Genomic DNA, 23,473 nt, shown 5'->3' with positions numbered 1-23,473 from the left:
GAGACCACGCCCAGGGCATGGACACAGGAGTGTCACAAGGGCCGGTGAGCCGCTAGAATCGTCCTTGCAGGCGTTCGACATGCGGCCGACCGGCCCTCGTGCATCCAGACCTGACTGCACCCGGCACCGGCCATGAGCCCGGAGGGGACCCACTGATGACCGCACGCAGCACCACCGGCTCCGCACACGCGCGCGCCCTCGGCGTGACCGGCGTGCTGCTCTCTGCCGCCGTGCTCGCCGGCCCGGCCCACGCTGTGGAGACCGCCGAGCCGAGCACCGCGCCGTCGTCGAGTGCGGAGACCACCACCCCGGAGCCGACCGAGGAGCCGACCGCTTCCCCCACGGAGGACCCCACCGAGGAGCCGACGCCGTCCGAGGATCCGTCGCAGAGCCCGTCGGGTGACCCGGCCGAGCCCGCTGAGGACCCCACCGAGGATCCGTCGCCGAGCCCGTCCGACGACCCGTCCGAGGAACCCACGCCGTCACAGGAGCCGTATGCCTCGCCGTCGGGCACCCCGACCGAGCCCACTGAGGACCCCACCCCCTCCGAGGACCCGACGCCGTCCGAGGACCCCACCGAAGACCCCTCCCCGTCACGCGAGCCCTCCCCCTCGCCGTCTGACGACCCCACTGAGGACCCCTCCCCCTCCGAGGACCCCTCGCCGAGCCCGTCGGACGACCCCACCGAAGGCCCCTCCCCGTCACGCGAGCCGTCCCCCTCGCCCTCCGACGACCCGACTCCGAGCCCGTCGGACGACCCGACCGAGGACCCCACCCCGTCCGAGGAACCGACGCCGAGCCCGACCGAGGACCCGACGCCCAGCCCGTCCGACGACCCGACCAAGGACCCGACGCCCAGCCCGTCCGACACCCCGAGGTCGCCCAGCCCGTCCGACACCCCGCGGTCGCCGAGTCCGACCCCGCCGCTGTCCACCCCGTGGACCCCGCACGCCTCCTCGGCCCCTGACGGCCCCGGCAGCCCATCCTCGACCGCGCCCGGCACCCGGACGCCGGCCCCGTCCTCCGAGGTGCCCGGTTCTTGGACCCCGTCGCCGTCCGCCGACGGCCAGGACGACTCCTGGACTCCGGCCCCGAGCCCCGGCACGGACGACGCCCCGAGCCCCGAGGCCTCCGGGACCCCCGGAGACGGCGCGATGTCCCCGTCCGGCGAGCCGCTGGACCTGGACTTCTACCCTGCGCCGACCCCCGGTGGGGCCACCGAGGCCCAGGGCGCCGCGTCCCTCGGCTCGAACGACGGTTCCAGCCGCAACAGCACCCTGCGCGACGCCTCGGACAGCGCCCTGTCCGGCCTGCAGAACTCCGGCCGTCTCCTCGAGGACGACGCCCTCGCCGCCCTCGAGCACGCGCAGAAGGAGAAGCTGGTGAAGCCGCAGGCCTCCGGCGACCAGACCGAGGACCTGCGCAGCATCCTCTCCGAGGGCGAGACGGACGATTCCTCCATGGACTGGGCGGAGCGAGGCCCGCTCCTGGCCCGCGTCGGGCAGGCGCCCGGGTGGCTGATCGCCGTGCTGCTCGTCAGCGTCGCCACCCTCGGCGCGCTCGGCTACCGGTCCTTCGCCGCCTTCCAGCGCCGCCGCGAGGAGCGCCAGGGCGGCTGACGGTCCCACCCGCACACGGAAGAGCCGGCCCCGGCAGACCGTCTGGTCTGCCGGGGCCGGCTCGTGTCAGGACCGCGGCGGGTCCGCGGGGTCAGGCGCGGCCCTCGGGGTCACGCGCCGACCTCGGGGTCAGGCGCGGCCCTCGGGGCGGTCGCCGCCCTCCACGGTCTCGGTGGTGCCACGGCTCGTGTCCTCGTCGCCTTCCTCGATGCGGCGGTTGCCGTGATCGTCCTGGGACGGGCCGGCGGCGTACGGCTCCGTGTGCTCGTCGTCGTGCGGATGCTCGGCGGTCTCATCGCGGACGGGGGCCTGCTGTGCAGCAGTGGAGCCGCCGGCAGCCGAGGTGCTGCGGCTGTCCTCCACTGCGCGCTGGCCGGTGACTCCGTTGCCGTAGTAGTCGTACAGCGACTGGCCCTCGGCCAGCTGGGTCACGCGCGGCATCGGGGAGGTCGACGGGTGCGCCTCCTCCGCGGCGGCCGACGCGCGGCGCTCGGCCGCATTCGCCTGGGCGCGCTGGGTCGGGGTGACGAGCAGCTCCGAACGCCACTCCGGGTTGTGGTCGTTCAGGTACTGGATCGGGGCATGTTCGCCGAAGTGGTCGGCATCCGCCTCCTCCCAGTCGATGTCCCAGCCGCCCGGAGGGGCGTTCAGGAGCTCGTTCTGGCGGATCCAGCGGTAGATGGACGCGTAGGAGCGGGTGCTCAGGTGGTCCACACGGCGGCGCAGCATGCGCGTGTTCAGCTGGGACGGGTCGGTGACGCCCATGGACGCCATGATCTGCACGGCCTCGCGCACGGTGAGGCGGTGGTAGTTGTACACGCGGGCGGACTTGTCCTCCACGTCCAGGGCGCGCATGAGGCGCGGGTCCTGGGTGGCCACGCCCACCGGGCACTCGTTGGTGTGGCATTTCTGCGCCTGGATGCAGCCGGTGGCCATCATCATGGCGCGGGCGGACATGGTGAAGTCCGCTCCCTGGATGAGGCGCTTGACGATGTCCGAGCCGGTGGCGATCTTGCCCGCGGCGCCGATCTTCACCATGTGGCGCAGGCCGGTGCCGACCAGCGCGTTGTGGACGAGCATGAGGCCCTCGGTGAGCGGGGTGCCGATGTGGTCGGAGTACTCGAGCGGGGCGGCGCCGGTGCCGCCCTCCGAGCCGTCCACGATGATGAAGTCCGGAGCGATGCGCTCCTCCCACATGGCCTTGCACATGGCGAGCACGTCCACGCGGGAGCCCACGCAGAACTTGATGCCGATCGGCTTGCCGTCGGCGAGCTCACGGAGCTGCCCGATGAACTGCACCATCTCACGCGGGGTGGAGAACGCCGAGTGCGAGGCCGGGGACAGGCAGTCCTTGTCCTCCGGGATCTCACGGGCCTCGGCGATCTCCGGGGTGATCTTGGAGGCCGGGAGCATGCCGCCCAGGCCGGGCTTGGCGCCCTGGGACATCTTGATGGTGATGCCCTTGACCTCGGGGAGGACGGCCTTCTCGCGGAACTTGTCCGCGTTGAAGGTGCCGTCCTCGTTGCGGCAGCCGAAGTAGCCGGAGCCGATCTCCCAGAACAGGTCGGCGCCGTTGCCGCGGTGGTACTTGGTGAGGCCGCCCTCGCCGGTCTCGTGGACGAAGCCGCCCATGCCGGCGCCCTTGTTCATGGCCAGCACCGCGTTGGCGGAGAGCGAGCCGAAGGACATCGAGGAGATGTTCATCAGGGACATGTCGTACGGCTGGCTGCAGTCCGGCCCGCCGATGCGGACCGTCGGCGGCTCGGCCGGCGGGTTCACCGGGGCGGACGAGTGCAGGAGGAACTCGTAGCCGATCTCACCGGTGTCGCGCTCGGTGCCGAACGCCTTGTGGTTGTCGAGGCCCTTGGAGCGCGCGTAGACCAGCGATCGGGTGTCGCGGTCGAACGGCTTGCCGTCGAAGTTGCGCTCGATGAAGTACTGCTGGATCTCCGGGCGGATGGACTCCAACAGGTACCGGAAGTGGCCGAGGATGGGGTAGTTGCGGAGGATCGCGTGCCGACGCTGGGTGAAGTCCCAGATGCCCAGGATGGCCAGGGCGACCAGGATGACGGCCAGGAACCACCAGGCTTCGTTGCCCAGCGAGGCCACCAGAACCACGATCAGAGCCCCGAGCGACAGCGCGGCGATGACGAGAAATCTGTTGTTCACCCGAACATCGTGCCGTATCAGGATGTGGAATGACAGTACCGACGGACGTTCCCCTCACATTCCGTGTCCGCCGTGGACACTTCGTCCACGGGACGGGCGCGGAAAGGCCCCGCATAGCCGCATGCGGGGCCTCGCCGGTGGCGTTTCGTTCACGACGACGGCCGCCTCCTGGGCGTGTCGGGAATCACCGTGCCGGCGGGCCGGCCGCAGCGGCCGGCGAGCCGGCCCCGACAGGCGGCGGGGCCGTCGTCGGGAAGGCTCACCAGGTGTGGGGCACGGGGGTGCGGGAGGAGGGCAGGGCGATGTTCCGACGCCATTCGTGGAGCCACTCCGGGATGCCGGGGCCGCCTTCCGGGTCGTGGCCGAGGGAGCGCACGGCGTCCGCGATCTCCTCATTGCTCACCGGGCGGCCGTCCTTGGCGCGCAGGCGGCCGCAGATGTAGCCGCGGACGTAGACCTCCCCGTCCACCACGATCCGCTGCTCGAGCCACATGGAGCGCTCGTCGAACCCGAGGAAACGGGTCTCCACGGAGAACTTCTGGCCGAACTCCACGGAACGGCGGAAGGCGATCTGTTCGGCCTGCACCACCGGCAGCCAGCCGCGCTTGCGGGACTCCTTCCACAGGCCGCAGCGGTCCATGAGGTCGAAGCGGCCGAGGTCGAACAGGCCGAAGTACTGCCCATTGTTGATGTGCCAGGCGATGTCCACGTCCGTGAGCAGAGCACGCAACGGGACCGACGTGGGCTCCCACAGGGAGACGCGGCTGCGACGGCGGGACTTCAGCAGGGTGGCGACGGTGCGGAAGATCAGGTGCATGGACGCCACCCTACCGGGGAGTAACCCCCGGGTGGAGGGGGCGTCGCCGGCAGTCCCCCGGACGCGGCACGGGCGGCACCGCAGGCGCCCCGAGCCGCGAGCTCATCCCGGCCCGCCGCAGGGCGGAGAGCAGGCAGCACCGCAGGCGCCCCGAGACCCGCCGCGGGCCGCCTCCCGGGAGGGAGACGGCCCGCGGCCGGCCGGATCATCCGTGCGGATCAGAGGATCCCGTCCGTGAGGTGGTCCGGGGTGCCGAAGCGGTGGGCGGTGATGGAGATCGCCTGCTCGTGCACGAACGGCAGCAGCTCCACCTCGCCGGCGGAGACCACCGGGCCGGCGTAGACGGCCACGTCCGGGGTGCCGCCCAGCGCGTGCTGGAGGGCACGCTTGGCCGCCAGCGCGCCGGCACGGTCGCCGACCCAGTCCGAGATGAGGCGGATGCGGGCGTCGCCGCCGCCCTCGGCGGTCGGCGGGACCCCCGCGAGCTGCTGTGCCCGGCGGTGGAACTCGCCCGTGGGCTCCACGTGGATGTCCACCGGGGCCCCGAGCTCGGTGCCCTGGAACTCGCGGCGCAGCTGCTCCACCTGGCCGCGGACTCCCTCGGAGGAGATGTTCGAGGCGTCGCCCTCCTCGGTGGACGGGACCGGGTTGATGGAGACGGTCATCGGGGCGCCGGCGCGCAGGCCGGCGGAGACCACGCGCAGCAGGTGCTCGGCGGGGCCGTGCTCCCAGCGCACCAGCACCGGGGTCGGCACGTGGCGCAGCACGTTGCGCTCGGCACGCAGCGCGGAGATGTCCTGGTCCGGGCCGAAGACGGTGGTCCAGGTCTGCTCGTCCAGCTTCTGGGCGGTGTGCAGCCAGGACGGGTCCACGTTCGGCTCGCCGTCGGCGCCGGAGGAGGACTCCGGGTTGGTCAGCCAGGTCGGGGCGTCCTCCCAGTGCACGAGGCCGTGGAGGTAGTGCGGGCCGCCGGCCTTGGTGGTGGCGCCCACCACGGAGCGCTTCCAGCCGCCGAACGGCTGGCGGCGCACGATGGCGCCGGTGATGCCGCGGTTGACGTAGAGGTTGCCGGCGCGGACGTGCCGCAGCCAGTAGTCGATCTCGTCCGGGTCCAGCGAGTGCAGGCCCGAGGTGAGGCCGAAGTCCACGGCGTTGACGATCTCCACGGCCTCCTCCAGGTCCTTGGCCGTCATCACGGACAGGTGCGGGCCGAAGAACTCGGTGAGGTGGGAGTGGCTGCCCGGCTTCACGCCGTAGCGGATGCCCGGGCTCCACAGCCGGCCGGACTCGTCCAGCTGCTTCGGCTGCAGGGCCCAGGACTCGCCGGGCTCGAGCCGGGTGAGGCCGCGGCGCAGCTTCTCCCCCGGCTCCTCGATGACCGGGCCCATCTGGGCGCGGGCGTCGTCCGGGTAGGCCACGTGCAGGGAGCGCGCCGCGTCCAGGAGCTGGCGGTGGAAGCGCTCGGAGGTGGCCACCGAGCCGACGAGCACCACCAGGGAGGAGGCGGAGCACTTCTGGCCGGCGTGGCCGAACGCGGAGTTCACCACGTCATCGGTGGCCAGGTCGAGGTCCGCGGACGGGGTGACGATCAGGGCGTTCTTGCCGGAGGTCTCGGCCAGCAGGTCCAGGTCCGGGCGCATGGACTTGAACAGCTGGGCGGTCTCGTAGCCGCCGGTGAGGATGAGGCGCTCCACGGACGGGTGGGTGACCAGCGCGGTGCCGACCTCCTTCTCGTCCTCGTCGGCCATGGTGACCAGGCGGACGAGGTCCTCGGGGTCGATGCCGGCCATGGGGCCGTCGACCGCGAACGCCTCGGAGGCGCGCAGGCCCTCGATGATGTGCTCCCAGGCCACGGCGCCGGTGCGCTCGGACTGCGGGGCGGGCTTGAAGACCACCGGGGAGCCGGCGCCCAGGGCGGCCATGACGCCGCCGACCGGGATGGCCACCGGGAAGTTCCACGGCGGGATGACCAGCGTGAGCTTCACGGGGATCGCGCGGGCGCCCTCGACCTGGTCCAGGCCGCGGGCGAGGCGGGCGTAGTAGTGGGCGAAGTCCACGGCCTCGGAAACCTCGGGGTCGCCCTGGTCCAGGGCCTTGCCGGTCTCAGAGCCGGCGACCTCGAGCAAGCGGGCGCGGGCGGCGTGCAGGGCACGGCCCACGGAGTCGAGGGCCTCGGCGCGCTGCTCGCCGGTCAGCTTCCGCCAGGCGTTGCCCGCCTTCTCCGCGCGGGCGATGGCGTCCTCGGCGCCGGAGGCGGTGGTGACGCGGTGGGCGTCCACGGCCTCGGTGCCGAGGGTGGAGTGCGGGATGGCCTCGAGGATCCGGCGGGCCCAGGCGCGGTTGCCCGGCAGGGACGGGTCCGTGTCCGGGGTGTTGGCGAAGCCGTCCACGGGGGCGGGGGTGTCCCCATCGATGTGGCGGGAGCGGTCCTGGCCGCGGGAGGGCACCGGGACCTCGGTGTCCATCTGTTCGAGGGAGGCGAGGAAACGGTGCTTCTCGCGCTCGAACAGCTCCGGGTCCGAGTCCAGGTCGAACACGGCGGACATGAAGTTCTCGGAGGAGGCGCCCTCCTCCAGGCGGCGGACCAGGTAGGAGATGGCCACGTCGAACTCGCCGGGCTTCACCACCGGGGTGTAGAGCAGCAGAGAGCCGACGTCCTTCTTGACCGCCTCGGCCTGGCCGGTGGCCATGCCCAGGAGCATCTCGAACTCGACCTCCGGCGGGATGCCGCCGGCCTCCGCCACACCGCTGGGCTGTTCGGTGGACAGGCCGCGGCGCTTGACCAGCTGGTGGGCCAGGGCCACGTCGAAGAGGTTGTGCCCGGCCACGCCGATGCGCACGTTCTCCACGTGCTCCTTGGTGAGGGCGTAGTTCAGGACGCGCTTGTAGTTGGTGTCCGCCTCCTGCTTGGAGGGCACCGTGGCGAGGGACCAGCCCATCAGGGACGCCTGCATCTGCTCCATCGGCAGGTTCGCACCCTTGACCACGCGGACCTTGACCGGGGCGCCGCCGTCGGCGACGCGGCGGGCGGACCACTCCTGCAGGCGGATCATCGCGGCGAGGGCGTCCGGCAGGTAGGCCTGCAGCACGATGCCGGCCGGGTAGTCCTTCAGCTCGGGCTGGGAGAGCAGCTCGGTGAAGACGTTCAGCGTGAGGTCGAGGTCGCGGTACTCCTCCATGTCCAGGTTGATGAAGGTCTTCTTCTCCTTCGCCAACAGGTACAGCGGGGTGAGCCGCTCGGTGATCTCCTGCACGGCCTCGTCGAACGCGTAGGGGGCGTGCGGGGCGGTGGCGGCGGAGACCTTCACGGACACGTAGTCCACGTCGTCACGGCGGACGAGGTCGGCGATGCCCTCGAGGCGGCGGTCGGCCTCGCCCTTGCCGAGGATGGCCTCGCCGAGCAGGTTGATGTTCAGGTGGGTCTTCTCGTCCCGCAGGGAGGCGATGGCCTTGGTGAGCTGCTTGTCCCGGGCGTCCACGATCAGGTGGGAGACCATCTGGCGCAGCACGCGGCGGGCGGTGGGCACCGCGACGTGCGGGACCAGCGGGGCCACGCGTCCGCCGACGCCGAACACCGCCTTGAGGGCCGGCGGCAGGAACTGCGGCGACTCCTGGGCGAGCTCGCGCAGGGCGCGGGCGGCGATGGCCGGGTCCTCCGGGCGGACCACGTGGTCCACGAAGCGCACGATGAAGTCCAGGCCGCCCGGCTCCTTGAGCGCGCCGGCGAGCTGGGTAGCCGCGAAGTCGGCCTTGTGACCGCGGGCCTCGGTCAGCCAGGTGCGGACCTGCTCGATGGCGGCGTCCGCGGCGTCGTGCAGGTCGGCGGGGTCCGGGATGCCTCCGGTGGCGTTGAGGAGGCGGTCGAGGTCGTCGTGGTCCTGGGCGGAGAAGGTCTCGGTCATGCTCCCACTGTGTCCGGAACCGGCGGCACGGGGCAATTCGGTGGGCACCGGGACCCGTACCGCCGAGCCAGAGACTTCGGCTACTTGCGGGCGGGTTCAAGGGGCCGTTCCTTCTGGTTCGCCGAGCCAGAGACTTCGGCCACTTCACGGGGTGCTGAAGGGGCCATTTCTTCTGGCTCGCTGTCAGAGGAGCGAGCCCCGTGCGCCGAGCCAGAGGAATCGGTCACTTGCAGGCAGGCCCAAGGGGCCACACTCTCTGGTTCGCCGAGCCAGAGACATTGGCCCAGGGCAATGAGGCACCGTCACAGAGCGTGGGGCCTGCCGTCACAGCGCGGCGAGCCATGCCGTCTCAGCGTTCGCAGCGCGCCACCGGCACACGCAGCACGCGCACGCCGTCCTCGCCCTCATCACGGTCCACGACTCGCCCTCATCACGGACCACGAACCGTTTCCTCTCCTCCACAGCGGACCGACCTACCGGTTCCCTCCACAGAATGTCCCTGCGACGCCCACAGCACAGCGGCCTCGAACCACGCTGGCCACATGCCGATGCTCTCCACCCCTTTGCCTGCCTCGCTGCCGTCCCTGTTCACCGTCGCCGAGGCCACCTCGCTCGACATCCGCCGCAACCGGCTCCGCGCCGGCGACCTCGTCAGCCCCTACTGGGGTGTTCGCTCCCGCACAGACTCCCCGCCGAGCTTCGCAGACCAGGTCCGGCTCCTGCAGCGGCTCTCCCCCGGATCGATCGCCACCCACTGGACAGCGGCCGCCCTCTGGGGCATGTGGCTGCCAGGCACGTTGGAGCCGCGCAATGACGACATCCATCTCTCTCGGCACCGCGACGACGGCGGGACCCCGCGCCGCATCGGGGTGAAGGGTCACGAGTTGAAGAGCACTGCCGGCATCACCGAGGTCGACGGCATACGGCTGACTTCGCCGGCGCACACCTGGGTCGACCTGGCAGGACAGACCCGGCTCCTCGACGACCTGGTGGCCTGTGGCGACAGCCTGCGCCAGCGCGCAGACGGCCCCGGCGCCGAGAAGTCCCGCTTCGAGTTCCCACTCGCCGAACCCTCCGACGTCCTTCAGGCGATGACCGATCGCCGCGGCCGACGCGGCGTCCGTCTCGCGAGAGAAGCATGGGAGTCGGTGCGCTCCGGCGTCGACTCGATCCCCGAGACCCGCGTCCGTCTCATGGCCGTGGACCACGGGTTCCCCGAGCCTGCGGTGAACCCGGTGATTCGTCTCACGGACGGACGCCTGGTGCGTCCTGACCTCGCCTGGGAAGAACTCAAGATCTGCATCCAGTACGACGGTGACCACCACCGGGGCCAAGAGCAGTTCCGCAAGGACATCGACCGCGACCGCCGGATGCAGGCGGAGGGATGGATCGTCATCCGCGTCGCCGGCTCGGCACTGACCAAGGACGGAAGTCTGGCGCTCATGGCGGACCTGGCCGCGGCGTTCGCCAGTCGAGGCGCCTGAGCCTCGCCGCCCGGCACCGTTCGCCGACCGCTCCGGTCGTCGGCCGCTCCGACCGCAGGCCGCTCCGGTCATCGCCCCTGAGCGTGCTGGGGATGCCACGACGACCCAGAGAGTCCGCCACGGCGAACCAGAACAAACGGCCACTTCAGGCCGCCGCCAACCAACCATTTCTTCTGGCTCGGCACACCAAACCATGTCCTCCGGTTCGGCGAACCAGAACAAACGGCCAGTTTGACGGCTCGTGAAGTAGCCAGACCTTCTGGTTCGGCGAATCGGCGTGCGCCGGGTGAGCGTTCACCGGGTCAACGTTCACCGGATCGGCGTTCACCGGGTCAGCGTTCGGCCGGCAGCAGGCCCCGGACGGCAGTCACGGCCAGGGCGATCAGCAGGACGATGAGGGCCCCGTCCGCGGCGATGTAGAACAGATGCGTCATGGACCCACCTGCGGACTGGCCGGCGAGGACGGCGTCGGTCCGCACGTTGAGGATCGGCCGGATGACGAGCACCTTCACGGCATAGACCGTCAGGATCCCGGCGGTCCAACCCCAGAGCGGGCGGCGCGCCGGGCGCCCTGCGGTCTTCAGCAGGGCCACCACCAGGAGCACGGCGAGCACGAACTCCACGATGTTCATGGCGAGGAACACGCGGCGGCCGATGCCCAGGCCCAGTGGGATGGTGATGCCCGGTGCGGTGAACTTCAGCGGCGCCTCGATCAGAGAGATGCCGGTGAGCAGGCCCAGCCACAGGCCCGGGACCAGCAGCAGAACCGCACGTCCGCCGCGCGGTCCGCCGGCCGTGTCCTCGAACAGGCGGCGGACACCGGGCCGGGTGAGGGACTCTGCGCTCATGCCCGGAATCCTACGCCTGCCACACAGGCCCCCGGGTCTCAGGCCGGCCGCCCACGCAGGCCCGCAGCACCAGCACCACGAGGATCCCGCACGCGTAGAGCCCGCCCATGACCCACCAGCCGACCGTGAAGTGTCCGGTGGCCCCGAGCACGGCGCCCATGACGATCGGCCCGAGCGAGAACCCGGCGAACATGCCCATGGAGTTCACGCCGGAGGCGGCGCCGATCCGCTCCCGCGGCACGAGGGTCAGCAGGAAGGCGTTGAGCACCACGTTCGTGCCGAGCGCGGAGATGCCGTGCATGGCCGCGGCCGCCCACACGAGGGCCGGCTGGTGCAGCGTGCCGGCCAGCACGAGCAGCACGGTGGAGCCGATCGCCCCGAGCCCGATGATCATCAGCAGCGTGGTCGGCCGGCCCCCGGCGTCCATGCGCCGTCCCCACATCACGCGGGACACCACCCCGACCACGCCCGCCACGGCCACCGCCATGCCTGCGGCGGTCACGCCGAAGCCGACCTCGCGCACCGCGAACAGCGCCAGGTACACGTTGGTGCTCTGCGTGCCGAGGCCGTTCAGGAACGCGATCGCCGCCGTCAGCCACACTTCGGCCGGCAGCCGCTCCGCGGCGCGCGTCGTTCCCCGGCCCGCCGCCGACGTCGTCGCCTTCACCGCGTCTTGTGCCCTCGCCTTCTCCGCGGCGTCCGGACGCCCTTGGCGACGGCGGCCCCTCACCTTCCTCCCGGAGGCCACGCCTTCCGACGGGGCGGCATCCGCGGCGCGGCCGAGGACGACCTCGGCGATGACCCACAGCAGCAGCGCCACGCAGGCCGCGCCAAGGGCGGCACCGGTCCAGCCGAAGGCCAGGGCCACGGCCGGGAAGAACAGTCCGGCGAACAGCTGGGAGGCCTGCACGCCGGACTGCTTCACTCCGATCCAGCTGGTCTTCCGCCCCGGTGGGGCCTCGGCCAGGATGATGCGGTTGGTGGTCGGGTTGGCGATCGCCTGGGTCGGGCCCACGAGGGCGGCGGCCACGAGGAGCAGGGCGTACTGCTGGGCGAAGGCAGCCACCACGAGGGCCAGGGCGGAGCCGCCGTAGACGATCGCCACCTGGGCGCGGACGGACAGCCGGTCTGCCAGGCGGCCGAGCCAGAGCGAGGTGACGGCGGCCGAGACGAACACGACTGAGACGATGGTGCCGAGCAGGCCGTCGTCGATGCCGAGGCGCTCGACCACCAGGGCGGAGGAGGCGGAGACGCCGTAGTTCAGCAGCGGTCCGGCCGCCATGATGCTGACCAGGACGAACAGCAGTCCCCCACCGCGGCGCCGTCCGGCGGCACCGGCACCGGACTGCCGAGCATCCTCCCGGCCGGCATCCGCCCGCCGGGCATCCTCCCGGCAGACCACCTCCCGGCCAGCATCCGCCTGCCGAGCATCCTCCCGACGAGGCTCCGTTCGAGGGGCCGCAGGCTTCTGGCTCTCCGCCCGGTTCCGTTCAGCGCGCACGGAGCGGTTCAGCCTTTGCGGGCACCGGGGTCGTCGTCCACGTCCCGGATGACGTGGTCCTCGAGCTCGGTGCCCCGGCGCAGATCGGCGTGGGTGGCGGCGTCGGTCTCGGCGGGAGCCACACCCTCGGCGACCGGCTGCACGGGGGTGTCGGGCGAGGAGGCCACGGCCTCCTGCTCGGCGGCCATCCAGTCCTTCTGCGCGTCCACGCGGTGCTCCTCCGCCTGCGCGGCCACGCGCTCCTTCTCCGGGTGCGCCTGCCCCTCGGCACCGTCGGTGGCGGCCACGCGCTCCTTCTCCGCGGCCTCCGCCACGGCCTTGTCCTTCGCCTTCTGCTCCTTCTGCCGCCGCTGCAGCAGCTTCGGCAGGTGGAACCGCTCCATGCCCTTCAGGTCCGCGGCGATGAACACGTTGAGCCACCTGGCGTGCGGGTCCGCGTCGATGAGGATCGCCTTGACCAGGAGGGTGGCGGGCAGGGCGAGGATCGCGCCGAGCGGGCCCAGGACCCAGGCCCAGAAGAGCAGGGAGATGAAGGAGACGGTGGGGATGACGCCCACGGCGTCTCCGGCGACCTTCGGCTGGATGATGGACTGCAGCACGAAGTTCAGCACGGAGTAGCTGATGACCACGGCGAAGAAGGCGGGCCAGCCGCCCTCCACCAGGCCGAGCAGGGCCGGCGGGATCAGGCCGATCACGAAGCCGATGTTCGGGATGTAGTTGGTGAGGAAGCTGAACACACCCCACACCAGGGCCAGCGGGACGCCGATGATCACGAGGGCCACCACGTCCAGGATGGCCACGATGAGGCCGAACACGGTGGTCACCAGCCAGTAGCGGCGCACGCCCTGAGCGAAGGCGATCAGCGCGTCGCCGAGTTCGTCCCGGGCGGTGTTGAGCAGGTGCACGCGGCGCTCGACGCCCATGGAGTCCATGGCCAGGAAGAACATGGACATCACCACGGTCAGCAGCAGGCCGAACACGGCCCACGTGTTCGTGGCGATGGCGGTCAGCGTGGACACCGCGGCGCCGGAGACGTCTTTCCAGTCGATCCCGTTCACCTGCTGCTGGACGGCCTCCGGGGACAGGCCCCATGCGATCAGCTGGTCGCTGACGTCCACGACCAGCGCCTGCACCTCGCCGGTGTACTGCGGCAGGGCGTCCACGAGCTCGAGGATGGACCAGAACAGCAGGCCCACGAACGCGCAGAACACCGCCGCCACCAGCAGCACGGACACGGTGGCCCCGAACACCGGGTGGAGGCCGCGGCGGGTCAGCCACGCCTGCACCGGGTAGACCACCACCACGAAGTTCAGGCCGAGGAAGACCGGGGCGATGATCTGGGACAGGCCCTGCACGAACTCCACCGTGATGACCAGGCCGGCGGCGATGAGCACCAGCACCAGCATCCGCGGCCAGAGCCGGTGGGGGCGGGAGGTGTTCCACTCGGACTCGATGGATCGGATCCTCTGCCGACGCGCACGGTCGCCCGCCGGGTGGGATGCGCCCGGCACGCGGTGGTTATGCGCCGCGTCGTCGCGCGCGCTGAAAGTGGCCTCGTTCACGTCAGGCAGTGTACGGGGCGAGGCAGACGCGCCAGGCGAGGGAGCCGTCGTCGTGCCTCAGGATGGCGGGCGCACCGCGCCCGGTCTCCTTCCCGACGACGGCCCGTGACCGGCATTTCCCGCCGCACCGCCGGTGCCGGTAGGGTGGGGCGCACATCGACAGGGGAGCGCCCGCACGGGGCGCTGAGAGTGCGCCCGATGCGCAGACCCTCGAACCTGCTCCGGCTCGCACCGGCGAAGGAAGTCGAGAACCTCTCAACCCGGATGCTCCGCGCCCCGTCCGGGTGTGGGCGTCCGGGCCCCTCCGCACCACAGGAGGCCGAGACAGACGATGTCCCACACCACTGCCCGTTCCCGCACGGCCGCCTTCGGCCTGTCCGCCCTGGCCGTCCTGGCCCTGTCCGCCTGCTCCGTGGCGGACCAGACCGGCGGGGGATCCTCCGAGGAGCAGGGCTCGGACGCCCCGAAGAAGACGGTCACCATCATGACCCACGACTCCTTCGAGCCCCCGAAGGAGCTGCTGGAGAAGTTCACCGAGGAGACCGGCTACGAGCTGAAGACCACCGCCCCCGGCGACGCCGGCACCGTGGTCAACCAGCTGCTGCTGGCGAAGGACTCCCCCACCGTGGACGGCGTCTACGGCGTGGAGGACCACTCCACCCACACCCTCGTGGACGGCGGCGTCCTGGCGGATGTGACGCCGGAGGGCCTGCCGGAGTCGGCGAAGGACCGCGTGGTGGAGGGCAAGATGATCCCGATCGACCAGGGCCAGGTCTGCGTCAACGTGGACCACGAGTGGTTCGAGGACAAGGGCATGGACGAGCCGCAGGGACTCGACGACCTCACGAAGCCGGAGTACGCCGAGCTGCTCGTGGTCACCGACCCGGTCACCTCCTCCCCCGGCCTGGCCTTCCTGGCCGCCACCGTGGAGGCCGAGGGCGAGGACGGCTGGCAGGACTGGTGGACGAAGGCCCTGGACGGCGGCACCAAGGTGGCCTCCTCCTGGTCCGACGCCTACTACACCGACTTCTCCGGCGGTGACGGCGAGGGCGACTTCCCGCTCGTGCTCTCCTACTCCTCCTCCCCCGCCTACGCGCCGACCACCGGCAACGTGGAGGGCACCTGCACCCCGCAGACCGAGTTCGCCGGTGTGGTCGAGGGCGCGCAGAACCCGGAGGGCGCCCAGGCGTTCATCGAGTTCATGCTGTCCGAGGAGTTCCAGGAGGCGTTCCCGGAGTCCATGTACATGTACCCGATCGACGAGTCCGTCGAACTGCCCGAGGAGTGGGCGGAGAACGCGCAGATGGCGGAGGACCCCATCACCCCGGACCCGAAGGCCGTGGCAGAGCACCGCGAGCAGTGGCTGAAGGACTTCACCGCCCTGCGCGAGGACCGCTGAGCACGTGAGCCTGCCGTCCGTCCTTCAGCGGCGGCCGCGCGCCCGGCCGTCCGGCGACGGGCTGGGCGCCTGGTGGCTGCTGGCCGCCGTCCTGCCGCTGACCTTCCTCGCGGTCTTCTTCCTGTGGCCGGTCGGCGCGATGTTCCTGCGGGGCGTCACCGCGGACGGCGCCCTGGACCTCACCGCCTTCGGCGAGGTCCTCGGCCGCGAGCGCACCTGGCGGATCCTCGGCCACACCCTGGGCATGGCGGCGGCCGGCGCGGCCCTGTCCCTGGCCGTGGGCCTGCCGGCGGCCTTCGTGCTCTACCGGCGCACGTTCCCGGGCAGGGACGCGCTGCGCGCCGTGGTGACGGTGCCGTTCGTGCTGCCCACCGTGGTGGTGGGCGTGGCCTTCCGCGCCCTGCTGGCCCCGGGCGGGCCGCTCGGGTTCCTCGGCCTGGACCAGACCACCACGGCGGTGGTGCTGGCCATGGTGTTCTTCAACGTGTCCGTGGTGGTGCGCCAGGTCGGTGGGCTGTGGTCCGTGCTGGACCCGCGGCAGGCGGAGGCGGCGGCCTCGCTCGGGGCGTCCCCGTGGCGGGTGTTCCGCACGGTCACGCTGCCGCAGCTGGGCCCGGCGATCGCCTCGGCGGGCTCGCTGGTGTTCCTGTTCTGCTGCTCGGCGTTCGGGATCGTCCAGACGCTCGGCCGCCCCGGGGTGGGCACCCTGGAGACGGAGATCTGGGTGCAGACCTCGGTCTACCTGGACCTGCGGGTGGCCGCCGTGTTCTCCGTGCTGCAGCTGCTGGTGGTGCTGGCGGCCATCGGGCTGTCCTCCGCCGCCTCCGCCAGGACCGTGCGTGCGCTGCGCATCCGGGACGCGTACGCGGTGCCGCTGGGACGGCGTGACTGGGCGCCGGCGCTGGTCACCGCCCTGGCGGCCACGCTGATCCTGCTGCCGCTGGGTTCGCTGCTGGTCCGCTCGTTCCACTCGAGCGAGGGCTGGGGGCTGCGGAACTACCGGCTGCTCGCGGAGAGCTCGGGCGCCGGGTTCGCCGGCGGCACCACGGTGCTGCAGGCGCTGGAGCACTCGGTGAAGATCGCCGGGGACGCCACCGTGTTCACCCTGCTGGCCGGCATTCCGCTGGCCCTGCTACTGACCCGCCCGTTCCACTCCGCCGCGGCACGGCGGGCCCAGCGCTGGCTGGACGGCGCGGTGATGCTGCCGCTGGGCGTCTCCGCGGTGACGGTGGGCTTCGGATTCGTGGTGTCCCTGCAGCTGGAGTTCCGGGAGCTCGCCCAGTCCGGGGCGCTGGTGCCGCTGGCCCAGGCCGTGGTGGCGCTGCCGCTGGTGGTGCGCACGCTCGTGCCGGTGCTCGGCGCGGTGGACCATCGGCTGCGCGAGGCCGCCGGCACGCTCGGCGCCGGCCCCTGGCGAGTGCTGCTCACGGTGGACGGGCCGGTGCTGCTGCGGGCAGTGGGCCTGGCCGCGGGCTTCGCGTTCGCGGTGTCCCTGGGCGAGTTCGGGGCCACCAGCTTCCTGGCGAGCCCGGACTACCAGACACTGCCGATCGTGGTGGTGAAGCTGCTGGGCCGTCCGGGGGCGGAGAACTACGGGATGGCCCTGGCCGGTGCGGTGGTGCTGGCCCTGGTCACCGCCACCGTGATGGTGGTGTGCGAGAGGCTGCGCCCGCGCGGCGCCGCCGGGACGGGAGGAGCATGGTGAGCATGGGCGTGGGCATGGGCATGGGCATGGGCGTGGGCATGGGCATGGAGCACGGTGCGGCCCTGACGCTGGAGGACGTGACGGTCTCCTACCCGGACGGCACCGCGCCGGTGTCCGGGGTGGACCTGACGCTGGCCCCGGGCGAGATCGTGGCGCTGCTGGGCGCCTCGGGCTCCGGCAAGTCCACTCTGCTGCGCGGCATCGCCGGCCTGGAGCGCGTCAGTGCCGGGCGGATCCTGCTGGACGGCCAGGACGTCACCGGTGTGCCCACCCACCGGCGCGGGGTGGGCATGGTCTTCCAGGACGGCCAGCTGTTCCCGCACCGCTCGGTGGCACGGAACGTGGCCTACGGCCTGGAGTCCGCGAAGGTGCCGCGGGCCGCACGCCAGGACCGGGTGGCGCAGATGCTGGAGCTGGTGGACCTCGCCGCCTTCGGCGACCGCCCCGTGCAGAACCTCTCCGGCGGTCAGGCCCAGCGGGTGGCCCTGGCCCGATCGCTGGCCCCGTCCCCGCGGGTGCTGCTGCTGGACGAGCCGCTCTCCGCCCTGGACCGTGACCTGCGCGAGCGCCTCGCCGCGGACATCCGGCAGATCCTCAAGGCCACCGGCACCACCGCCGTGCACGTCACCCATGACCGCGAGGAGGCCGCCGCCCTCGCGGACCGGGTGGTCCGCCTGCACGACGACGGCTCCCTCACCGTGGTCTGAGCCGTCGCCGGCAGCGGCCGTCGGCGGGGGTGGCTGCGGTGCGGCGCCGGCGGGCTGCGGCGCCGCGGTGTCGCCTGCGTCCTGGCGGTGTCGCCTGCGTCCCGTTACGCATCCAGCGAAGGTTCAGCCGCCGAACCTCCCGGTCCTCGGGTGGCTCGGATATGTTCACAGGGTGACCTCTGCTGCTGATGCTCCTCGCCCCCGCGGTCGGCTGACCGTGGACGAGGTCGTGGACGCGGCCGTCACGATCCTGCAGGACTTCGGCATGGGGGACCTGTCCATGCGCCGCGTGGCCGGGGTGCTCGGGGTGCAGGCCTCGGCGCTGTACTGGCATGTCCCCAACAAGCAGACGCTGCTGGCCCGCGTGGCGGACAGGATCGTCGCGGACGTGGAGCGCACGGTCCGCGCCCATCGGCTCGAGGACCTCGAGGAACTGACCTCGGCGGCCGAGGCCGTCCTGCTGCGCCACCGGGACGGCGCGGACGTGGTGCTCTCCTCCCTGGCCCTGGGGCTGGGAGGCTCGGCCCTGCATCGGATGTTCGTGGAGACGGCCCCGGATCCGGGCTCCGGCGAGCGCGCGCTGGCCGGCATGCTCGGCGCCGCGGCCCTGCGGCAGCAGCGGGAGCAGGCCGCGGCCCTCGGTGTGGAGCTCGGTCCGGACTGTCAGGCGCACGCTCGGCGCGGCAGGTCAGATCAGGCGGAGAGAGCGGCTCCGGGCTAGCACCCCGCGAAGGGCCGCAGCGGACGCACAGCAGGTGTCTTCTTGTGGGGTCTCCGCTCCGGCGGCTCTAGGATTGACCATTTGTGCGGCACAGGGGGTTCCGCCGCACCGCACGGCGGGAACGGACGCGGAGAAGGACGCAGGACCGACGGGCAGGGAAAGGAACCATGGAGCAGCGCAGCACTCACCCCGCACGCGAGTCCGTGCGGGGTCTGCACAGCGAGGCGGACGCCGTCTCGCAGGGTGCGCTGCTCGACCCCGCGCTCGCGTTCCTCGGCCCCGCCGCCCGGTCTGTCCCGCCGCGCCCCCGCCGGCTCGAGGTGGATCACCGGGGCATGCCGGTGCGCCTGACCACCCCGGCGCCGGTCCGCCCCTCGGCCGTCCGTCCCCGGCCGCCGGTGATGCGGACCCGCAGGGACGGCGTGAAGGTGATGCAGACGCCCGCCCTGCTCCAGGGCGTCCGGTTCGGCCCGTGTTGCCGGCTGGACCTGTTCTCGGTGCGCGGAGGCATCGTGTACATCACGCGGGCCCTGGTGCTGGACGAGCTCGGGGACGACGAGCGCGGCGAGGTGTACGTCGGCATGGTCCCGGTCACCGAGCTGCACCGCTTCTGGGAGCACGCGCTGGCGGACCAGGATCCGCAAGACCCGGTGATCGTGCACAAGCGGTCGGACGAGGACGCCGAGACCCTCCGGCTGCTGGAGGCCGTCGGGCCGCCGGGGCTGAACGTGGTGGGCTACCGCCTGGACGAGTCCGCTGACGGCACCCAGCGCTCGTCCTATCTGCTGCCGGAGATCGTCCCGGACGCGGTGATGGAGCTCGGTTCCCTGCGCATCCGTCTCGACGACGCCCCGAGCACGGTGACCCCCACGGGGACTGCCGCGGACCGTGCCGAGTGGCGGCGGGTGCAGCGCTATCTGCAGCGCGTGGCCCCGGAGCTGCTGCACAACATGGACCGCCGCACCCCCGCGGAGGTGACGGACGTCTTCGTGGACGGCGCCACCCTGCGCGGGGCCCGCATCGGCGGCGCGGCGGCGACGGCCGAGCCCGGAGTGTGGGCGGCCCGCACCGTGCCCGGCGCCACCCGGCCCGTGGAGTCCGAACTGGACGCGCTGCTGCTGGGCTATGTAGTGGCCGCATGGGCGGGGCGGCAGGACGGACCCGTGGTGATGCACTCTGATTCCCGGGCGGCACTGGCCCTGCTGCGGGACGCCGTGAACGAGCCGCTGACGCTGGGCGGTGCCCGCGGCGACCGGGTACGCAAGTCCCTTCGCCACCTGCTGGAGATCCGGGAGTACATCTGTTCGCTGGGCAAGTCCGTGAAGGTGCGCTGGATCAAGGGGCACGTGGGCCATCATGGCAACGAGCTGGCGGACGCCCTGGCCCGGTCGATCGCCCGCAACACTCTCGCCGGCACCGGCCACGACGAGCAGGTCCAGCGCCTGGACCGCATCGCCCGCGCATGGGAGGGCGGGCCGATCGGCCACGAGGGCTGCCACGAGGTCGACCTGCCCGACTGACCCCCTTGTCACTTTCGTTCGGGAAACCGTCGCGTCCCGCCGCGCTTTCGTTCGGAAAACCGTCGCGTCCCGATGCGCTTTCGTTCGGGAAAACGTCGTGTGCACTGCACCGGAGACGCTGCTCAAAGCCGGGATTGACCTTGCCGTCGCGTCAATGTTTACGGTCGAGTGCATGACAGTCTCGATGATCGACAGCCTCGTCGGCATGCAGCGCCTGGCCCACGCCCAGCCTGACGAGTGGAACGAGGCGGCCCGTGATCTGTGGGCGCCGATGGCAGGAATGTACTTCTTCATCCCGGGTGGGCCGGACCTGGCCCAGGTGCATGCCCAGAACTTCGGTTTCGGACCGGAAACCTCACTTGACCAGGTCGTCGAAGGCCTGAGGGCCTTGGAGGAAGCCGATGCGTGGGGCCGGGTCGAGCGTGCTGTACGGGACGGGTTGGAGCGTCTGTCAGCAGCCAATCCGACCATGCGCATGCCTGACCTTCGGGTGCTGCTCGTCCTGGGCGACCCTGACAACAAGCACTTCATGGACGAGGTCCGCGGGTTGTCGGCCTCAGGCGGGATCAGCGGCTTCATCGCGATCACCGTCTGGCCGTCGTCGGAGGTGCTGGACCGCCTGGAGGCCATCGCCCTGCACGAGCTCCACCACAACGTGCGCTACTCGCCCGGTGGTGTGGTGTGGGATCCGAGGACCGTCACCGTCGGTGAGCACGTGGTGGCCGAGGGGCTGGCGGACCTGTTCGCCGCCGAGGCCTACGGCACGCGGGGACTCACTCACTTCGTCAGCGACCAGACCCGCACCAGCGACGCGGTCCTCGCGCGCGTCGTGGAGGGGCTGGAGGTGACCGGGATGCAGGACTTCGGCGCTTGGGTGCTGGGGGATGCCAGCGCACGTTTGTTCGGCGGAACCCCGGTCGGCCTGCCCACCGGAGCGGGCTATGCGGCGGGCGCCCGTATCGCCGAGGCCTACCTGTCCGCGACGGGTCGCAGTGCGGCCGAGTGCGTGACGGTCCCCGCAGCCGACGTCGTGGCCGTGGCCCTGCCACAGTTGGGGCTGACAACGAATGGACAGTGAGGGAAGGCGGGTCGTGGTGGAGTGGACCGTCCAGCAGCTGGCGCAGCGTGCCGGGATCAGCGGCCGAACCCTGCGGCATTACCATCAGATCGGCCTGCTGCACCCTGACCGGATCGGCGCCAACGGCTATCGCTACTACGGTCAGACTGCCGTGGCCCGCCTCCAACGCATCCTGCTGCTGCGCGATGCCGGGCTGCCGCTCAACGAGATCGCCGCCGTTCTCGACTCCGAACACGATCAGGCCGACGAGGTGGCAGCCCTGGAGACGCACCTCGTCCAGCTCCGCCGGGATCGTGAGGCGCTGGACCGGCGCATCGCATCGGTCGAGCACACCATCGCGATGCGTCGCCAGGGGCGCCGACCCCGCATGGATATGCTGCTCGAGGGTTTCAACGACCGTTATGAGGCTGAGGTGGTCTCCCGCTGGGGCCAGGAGGCTTTCGACGTCTCCCACCGGTGGTGGCACGCCAAGACGCTGACCCAGCAGCAGCAGTTCGAGGCCGATGCTGAGCAGCTGCTTGCTCGCTGGGGCGAGCTGCACGCAGCCGGCCTGGGGCCGTCGAGCCCCGAGGCGCAGGCCCACGCCGCCGCGCATGTCGCATGGTTCGCCCAGGTCCCCGGCACTCCCACCTGCGCCGACGACCCGACCAACGCGACTGCCATGGTGCTCGGCGTGGCGGACCTCTACGTCACCGATCCGGACTTCCATCCCGCCTTCGGAGGCCCCGAAGCCGCCGAGTTCGCGGCCCGAGCACTGCGGATCCACGTCAGCCCAGCCTGACGCTCGTCCAGGATCCGACGTCACGCCGCCCGGCCTGACACGGCCCGTTCGAACCGGCAGCCCCTCCGTGCTTCCTCCCGCCCGACGGCCGCCCACGGGTGGCCAGTCGGGACGGCCTGCCCGTAGCGTGGGCGACTCGAAGGCATTCTTCGAACGAAAGGACCCAAGCATGTTCCGCATCGGCAAGCGCATCGGCAAGAACACCACCGCCTCCGTCGGCCGTGGAGGCCCGCGCGTCGGCCGCCGCTTCGGCATCTTCAACGTCTCCAACCGCGGCGTCGGCATCAGCTGGCGCCGGCTGTTGGGTGGCCGCGGCCGCTGAACTCTCCGGGCGCGGCGGCGCAGCGTCTCCTGGCGCTGGCCTCCCCGCCGGTGATGCCCGACGACGGCACTCGCCCCCGTCGGTCAGCCCACCGTGGTGGGTGTGGCCGGCGGGGGCGTGTTGTGTCCGGAACCGCCGAGCGCGCACGGCTCGGGATCGGCTGACGGCCGGGCGCGGCGAAGTACGGACTCAGAACCCGGAGCGGCTCCACCGCCGGAACGCAGCGAGCGCGCACCACAGCCCCACGGCGATGGCCGCACCGCTGATCGCGTAGCTGCCGGCGTCCGAGGAGACGAGCCCCTTGCCGTTCAGGGTGTTGGAGATGGTGGCGGCGCCGAAGAGGATCACCACGATGCCGAGGATGCCGAGCCCCCAGCCGCAGATCCAGTCCCAGAGGTCCCGTCCGAGGCTCCGGGGCCGGGTGCCCGCGCCGCGGTTCTTCCTCCGGCCGGCGTCCTGGCGGGCCTGCTCGGCTTTGAGCCGCTCCCACTCCTCGGCCGTGGTGTGGTGGTCGTCCTGCGTCATGGGTTCCCCTCCTGCGTTTCCCGACGGCGGCCGCTCGCCGCCGCCGGTGAGGTCACCGGGTTCGACCGGCTGCGGTCAGGCGATGGGCTGGGTGACGGCGTGGCGCTGCTGTCCCTGCCCGAGGTGCCGTTCGGCGGCCGGCAGGAAGCACAGGACGCCTCCGGCGATCATGGCCAGGCCGAGCAGACCGATCATGTACAGACCGGTGCCGGGGCTGACCCACGGGGTGTTGCTGAAGTGGTTGATGTTGGCGAAGCCGTCCACGGTCGCGAAGATGCCGACGAGCACGGCGAGGCCGCCGGTGGTCATGCGCACCCAGGTGACGCGCTTGAACCAGAGCAGGACCCCGGCGCCGATGAGCAGGAGGAAGGACACCAGCAGCAGGTATCCCTCTTCCTTCAAGCCGGTGGAGAACCAGTTGGCGCTCTCCCCCAGCGCGGTGAGGACGGGCAGGAACAGGCTGAGGAGGGCGAAGAAGCCGAGGCCGGCGAGGATGAGCGGGAGGTACGCGTAGACGGCCGGCATGCCTCGGAGGCGGTTGGGGAAGGCCGTGCCTGGTGCGGCCGTCGCTGCGGGCTCGCTGAACTCGCCGGCGGACTTCGCGGCCCGGTACTCGGACAGGGTGGGCTCGCGGCCGTGGTCCGCGGTGAACTTGTCGGTCCACTGCTGTTCGGTCATCGGGCTCGTCATGGCAGGCCTCCTCGGGGCACACAGCGGGCGTCCAGGGCTCGGACACCTCGATCCTAGATGTAGGAGGGCATGACGTTGTTGACACATGCAGGGGCCAGTGAGGCCGGAGGAGCGTCTCCGCAG

At 71.7% G+C, this 23,473-nt stretch carries 18 protein-coding genes and 1 riboswitch; of the genes, 10 read left to right on the top strand and 8 right to left on the bottom strand.

Features of this window, described 5'->3' with window-relative positions; genetic code table 11:
* Positions 1-155 precede the first annotated feature (155 nt).
* The gene (locus HMPREF2863_RS10695; protein WP_070640068.1) at positions 156-1,619 is read left to right on the top strand and encodes a hypothetical protein; all 1,464 of its coding nucleotides are present in this window, start codon (positions 156-158) and stop codon (positions 1,617-1,619) included.
* Between the two features lie 129 nt (positions 1,620-1,748).
* Here the strand turns inward: HMPREF2863_RS10695 and HMPREF2863_RS10690 are convergent, their stop codons facing one another.
* The 3 genes from HMPREF2863_RS10690 to HMPREF2863_RS10680 form a co-directional block, all read right to left on the bottom strand.
* Positions 1,749-3,788 carry an FMN-binding glutamate synthase family protein gene (locus HMPREF2863_RS10690; protein WP_070640066.1) on the bottom strand — a complete coding sequence of 680 codons (2,040 nt, stop codon included), beginning with the start codon at positions 3,786-3,788 and terminating at the stop codon, positions 1,749-1,751.
* A 259-nt stretch (positions 3,789-4,047) separates the two neighbouring features.
* Positions 4,048-4,605: an acyl-CoA thioesterase gene (locus tag HMPREF2863_RS10685; RefSeq protein WP_070640063.1), complete on the bottom strand. Its 558-nt coding sequence runs from the start codon at positions 4,603-4,605 to the stop codon at positions 4,048-4,050.
* A 218-nt stretch (positions 4,606-4,823) separates the two neighbouring features.
* Complete coding sequence (locus HMPREF2863_RS10680) at positions 4,824-8,507, bottom strand: bifunctional proline dehydrogenase/L-glutamate gamma-semialdehyde dehydrogenase (protein ID WP_070640061.1); 3,684 nt, start codon at positions 8,505-8,507, stop codon at positions 4,824-4,826.
* A 542-nt stretch (positions 8,508-9,049) separates the two neighbouring features.
* On the opposite strand from HMPREF2863_RS10680, the gene HMPREF2863_RS10675 reads away from it, so the two are divergent.
* Positions 9,050-9,991, top strand: coding sequence for a PDDEXK family nuclease (locus HMPREF2863_RS10675; protein ID WP_070640058.1), 942 nt, complete (start codon positions 9,050-9,052; stop codon positions 9,989-9,991).
* Positions 9,992-10,323: 332 nt separating this feature from the next.
* Here HMPREF2863_RS10675 and HMPREF2863_RS10670 read toward each other — a convergent pair whose 3' ends face one another.
* From HMPREF2863_RS10670 to HMPREF2863_RS10660, 3 genes are all read right to left on the bottom strand, one after another.
* A complete protein-coding gene (locus tag HMPREF2863_RS10670; RefSeq protein ID WP_083315383.1) occupies positions 10,324-10,839 on the bottom strand; it encodes a hypothetical protein in 516 nt (171 codons plus the stop codon).
* A gap of 10 nt (positions 10,840-10,849) precedes the next feature.
* On the bottom strand, positions 10,850-12,241 hold the full coding sequence (locus HMPREF2863_RS10665; protein WP_246828888.1) for an MFS transporter: 1,392 nt from the start codon (positions 12,239-12,241) through the stop codon (positions 10,850-10,852).
* 107 nt (positions 12,242-12,348) lie between these two features.
* Positions 12,349-13,902 (bottom strand): AI-2E family transporter, encoded by a 1,554-nt coding sequence (locus HMPREF2863_RS10660; protein WP_246828887.1) that lies wholly within the window; start codon positions 13,900-13,902, stop codon positions 12,349-12,351.
* A 151-nt stretch (positions 13,903-14,053) separates the two neighbouring features.
* A riboswitch (TPP riboswitch) is annotated at positions 14,054-14,162 on the top strand.
* A 71-nt stretch (positions 14,163-14,233) separates the two neighbouring features.
* Here HMPREF2863_RS10660 and HMPREF2863_RS10655 point away from each other — a divergent pair.
* From HMPREF2863_RS10655 to HMPREF2863_RS12105, 8 genes are all read left to right on the top strand, one after another.
* On the top strand, positions 14,234-15,301 hold the full coding sequence (locus tag HMPREF2863_RS10655; RefSeq protein WP_067189688.1) for a thiamine ABC transporter substrate-binding protein: 1,068 nt from the start codon (positions 14,234-14,236) through the stop codon (positions 15,299-15,301).
* 10 nt (positions 15,302-15,311) lie between these two features.
* Positions 15,312-17,006 carry an ABC transporter permease gene (locus HMPREF2863_RS10650; protein WP_067189748.1) on the top strand — a complete coding sequence of 565 codons (1,695 nt, stop codon included), beginning with the start codon at positions 15,312-15,314 and terminating at the stop codon, positions 17,004-17,006.
* Positions 17,000-17,713 carry an ABC transporter ATP-binding protein gene (locus HMPREF2863_RS10645; protein ID WP_246828886.1) on the top strand — a complete coding sequence of 238 codons (714 nt, stop codon included), beginning with the start codon at positions 17,000-17,002 and terminating at the stop codon, positions 17,711-17,713. The genes HMPREF2863_RS10650 and HMPREF2863_RS10645 overlap by 7 nt, the downstream gene beginning before the upstream one ends.
* A 172-nt stretch (positions 17,714-17,885) precedes the next feature.
* Complete coding sequence (locus tag HMPREF2863_RS10640) at positions 17,886-18,434, top strand: TetR family transcriptional regulator (RefSeq protein WP_070640053.1); 549 nt, start codon at positions 17,886-17,888, stop codon at positions 18,432-18,434.
* A gap of 167 nt (positions 18,435-18,601) precedes the next feature.
* Positions 18,602-19,954 (top strand): RNase H family protein, encoded by a 1,353-nt coding sequence (locus tag HMPREF2863_RS10635; protein WP_070640045.1) that lies wholly within the window; start codon positions 18,602-18,604, stop codon positions 19,952-19,954.
* A 172-nt stretch (positions 19,955-20,126) separates the two neighbouring features.
* On the top strand, positions 20,127-21,032 hold the full coding sequence (locus HMPREF2863_RS10630; protein WP_070640268.1) for a DUF2268 domain-containing putative Zn-dependent protease: 906 nt from the start codon (positions 20,127-20,129) through the stop codon (positions 21,030-21,032).
* 16 nt (positions 21,033-21,048) lie between these two features.
* Positions 21,049-21,813 (top strand): MerR family transcriptional regulator, encoded by a 765-nt coding sequence (locus HMPREF2863_RS10625; RefSeq protein WP_209279945.1) that lies wholly within the window; start codon positions 21,049-21,051, stop codon positions 21,811-21,813.
* Positions 21,814-21,982: 169 nt separating this feature from the next.
* Complete coding sequence (locus HMPREF2863_RS12105; protein WP_157531272.1) at positions 21,983-22,135, top strand: hypothetical protein; 153 nt, start codon at positions 21,983-21,985, stop codon at positions 22,133-22,135.
* Between the two features lie 189 nt (positions 22,136-22,324).
* Here HMPREF2863_RS12105 and HMPREF2863_RS10620 read toward each other — a convergent pair whose 3' ends face one another.
* The gene (locus tag HMPREF2863_RS10620) at positions 22,325-22,660 is read right to left on the bottom strand and encodes a hypothetical protein (protein ID WP_070640038.1); all 336 of its coding nucleotides are present in this window, start codon (positions 22,658-22,660) and stop codon (positions 22,325-22,327) included.
* A 75-nt stretch (positions 22,661-22,735) separates the two neighbouring features.
* A complete protein-coding gene (locus HMPREF2863_RS10615; RefSeq protein ID WP_070640035.1) occupies positions 22,736-23,350 on the bottom strand; it encodes a hypothetical protein in 615 nt (204 codons plus the stop codon).
* Positions 23,351-23,473: the final 123 nt, after the last annotated feature.

The organism is Micrococcus sp. HMSC067E09 (assembly GCF_001812555.1).
GTDB classification, from domain to species: domain Bacteria; phylum Actinomycetota; class Actinomycetes; order Actinomycetales; family Micrococcaceae; genus Micrococcus; species Micrococcus lylae.
The sequence above is the reverse complement of the archived record's forward strand: the minus strand, read 5'-3'. Positions and strand labels throughout refer to the sequence as shown.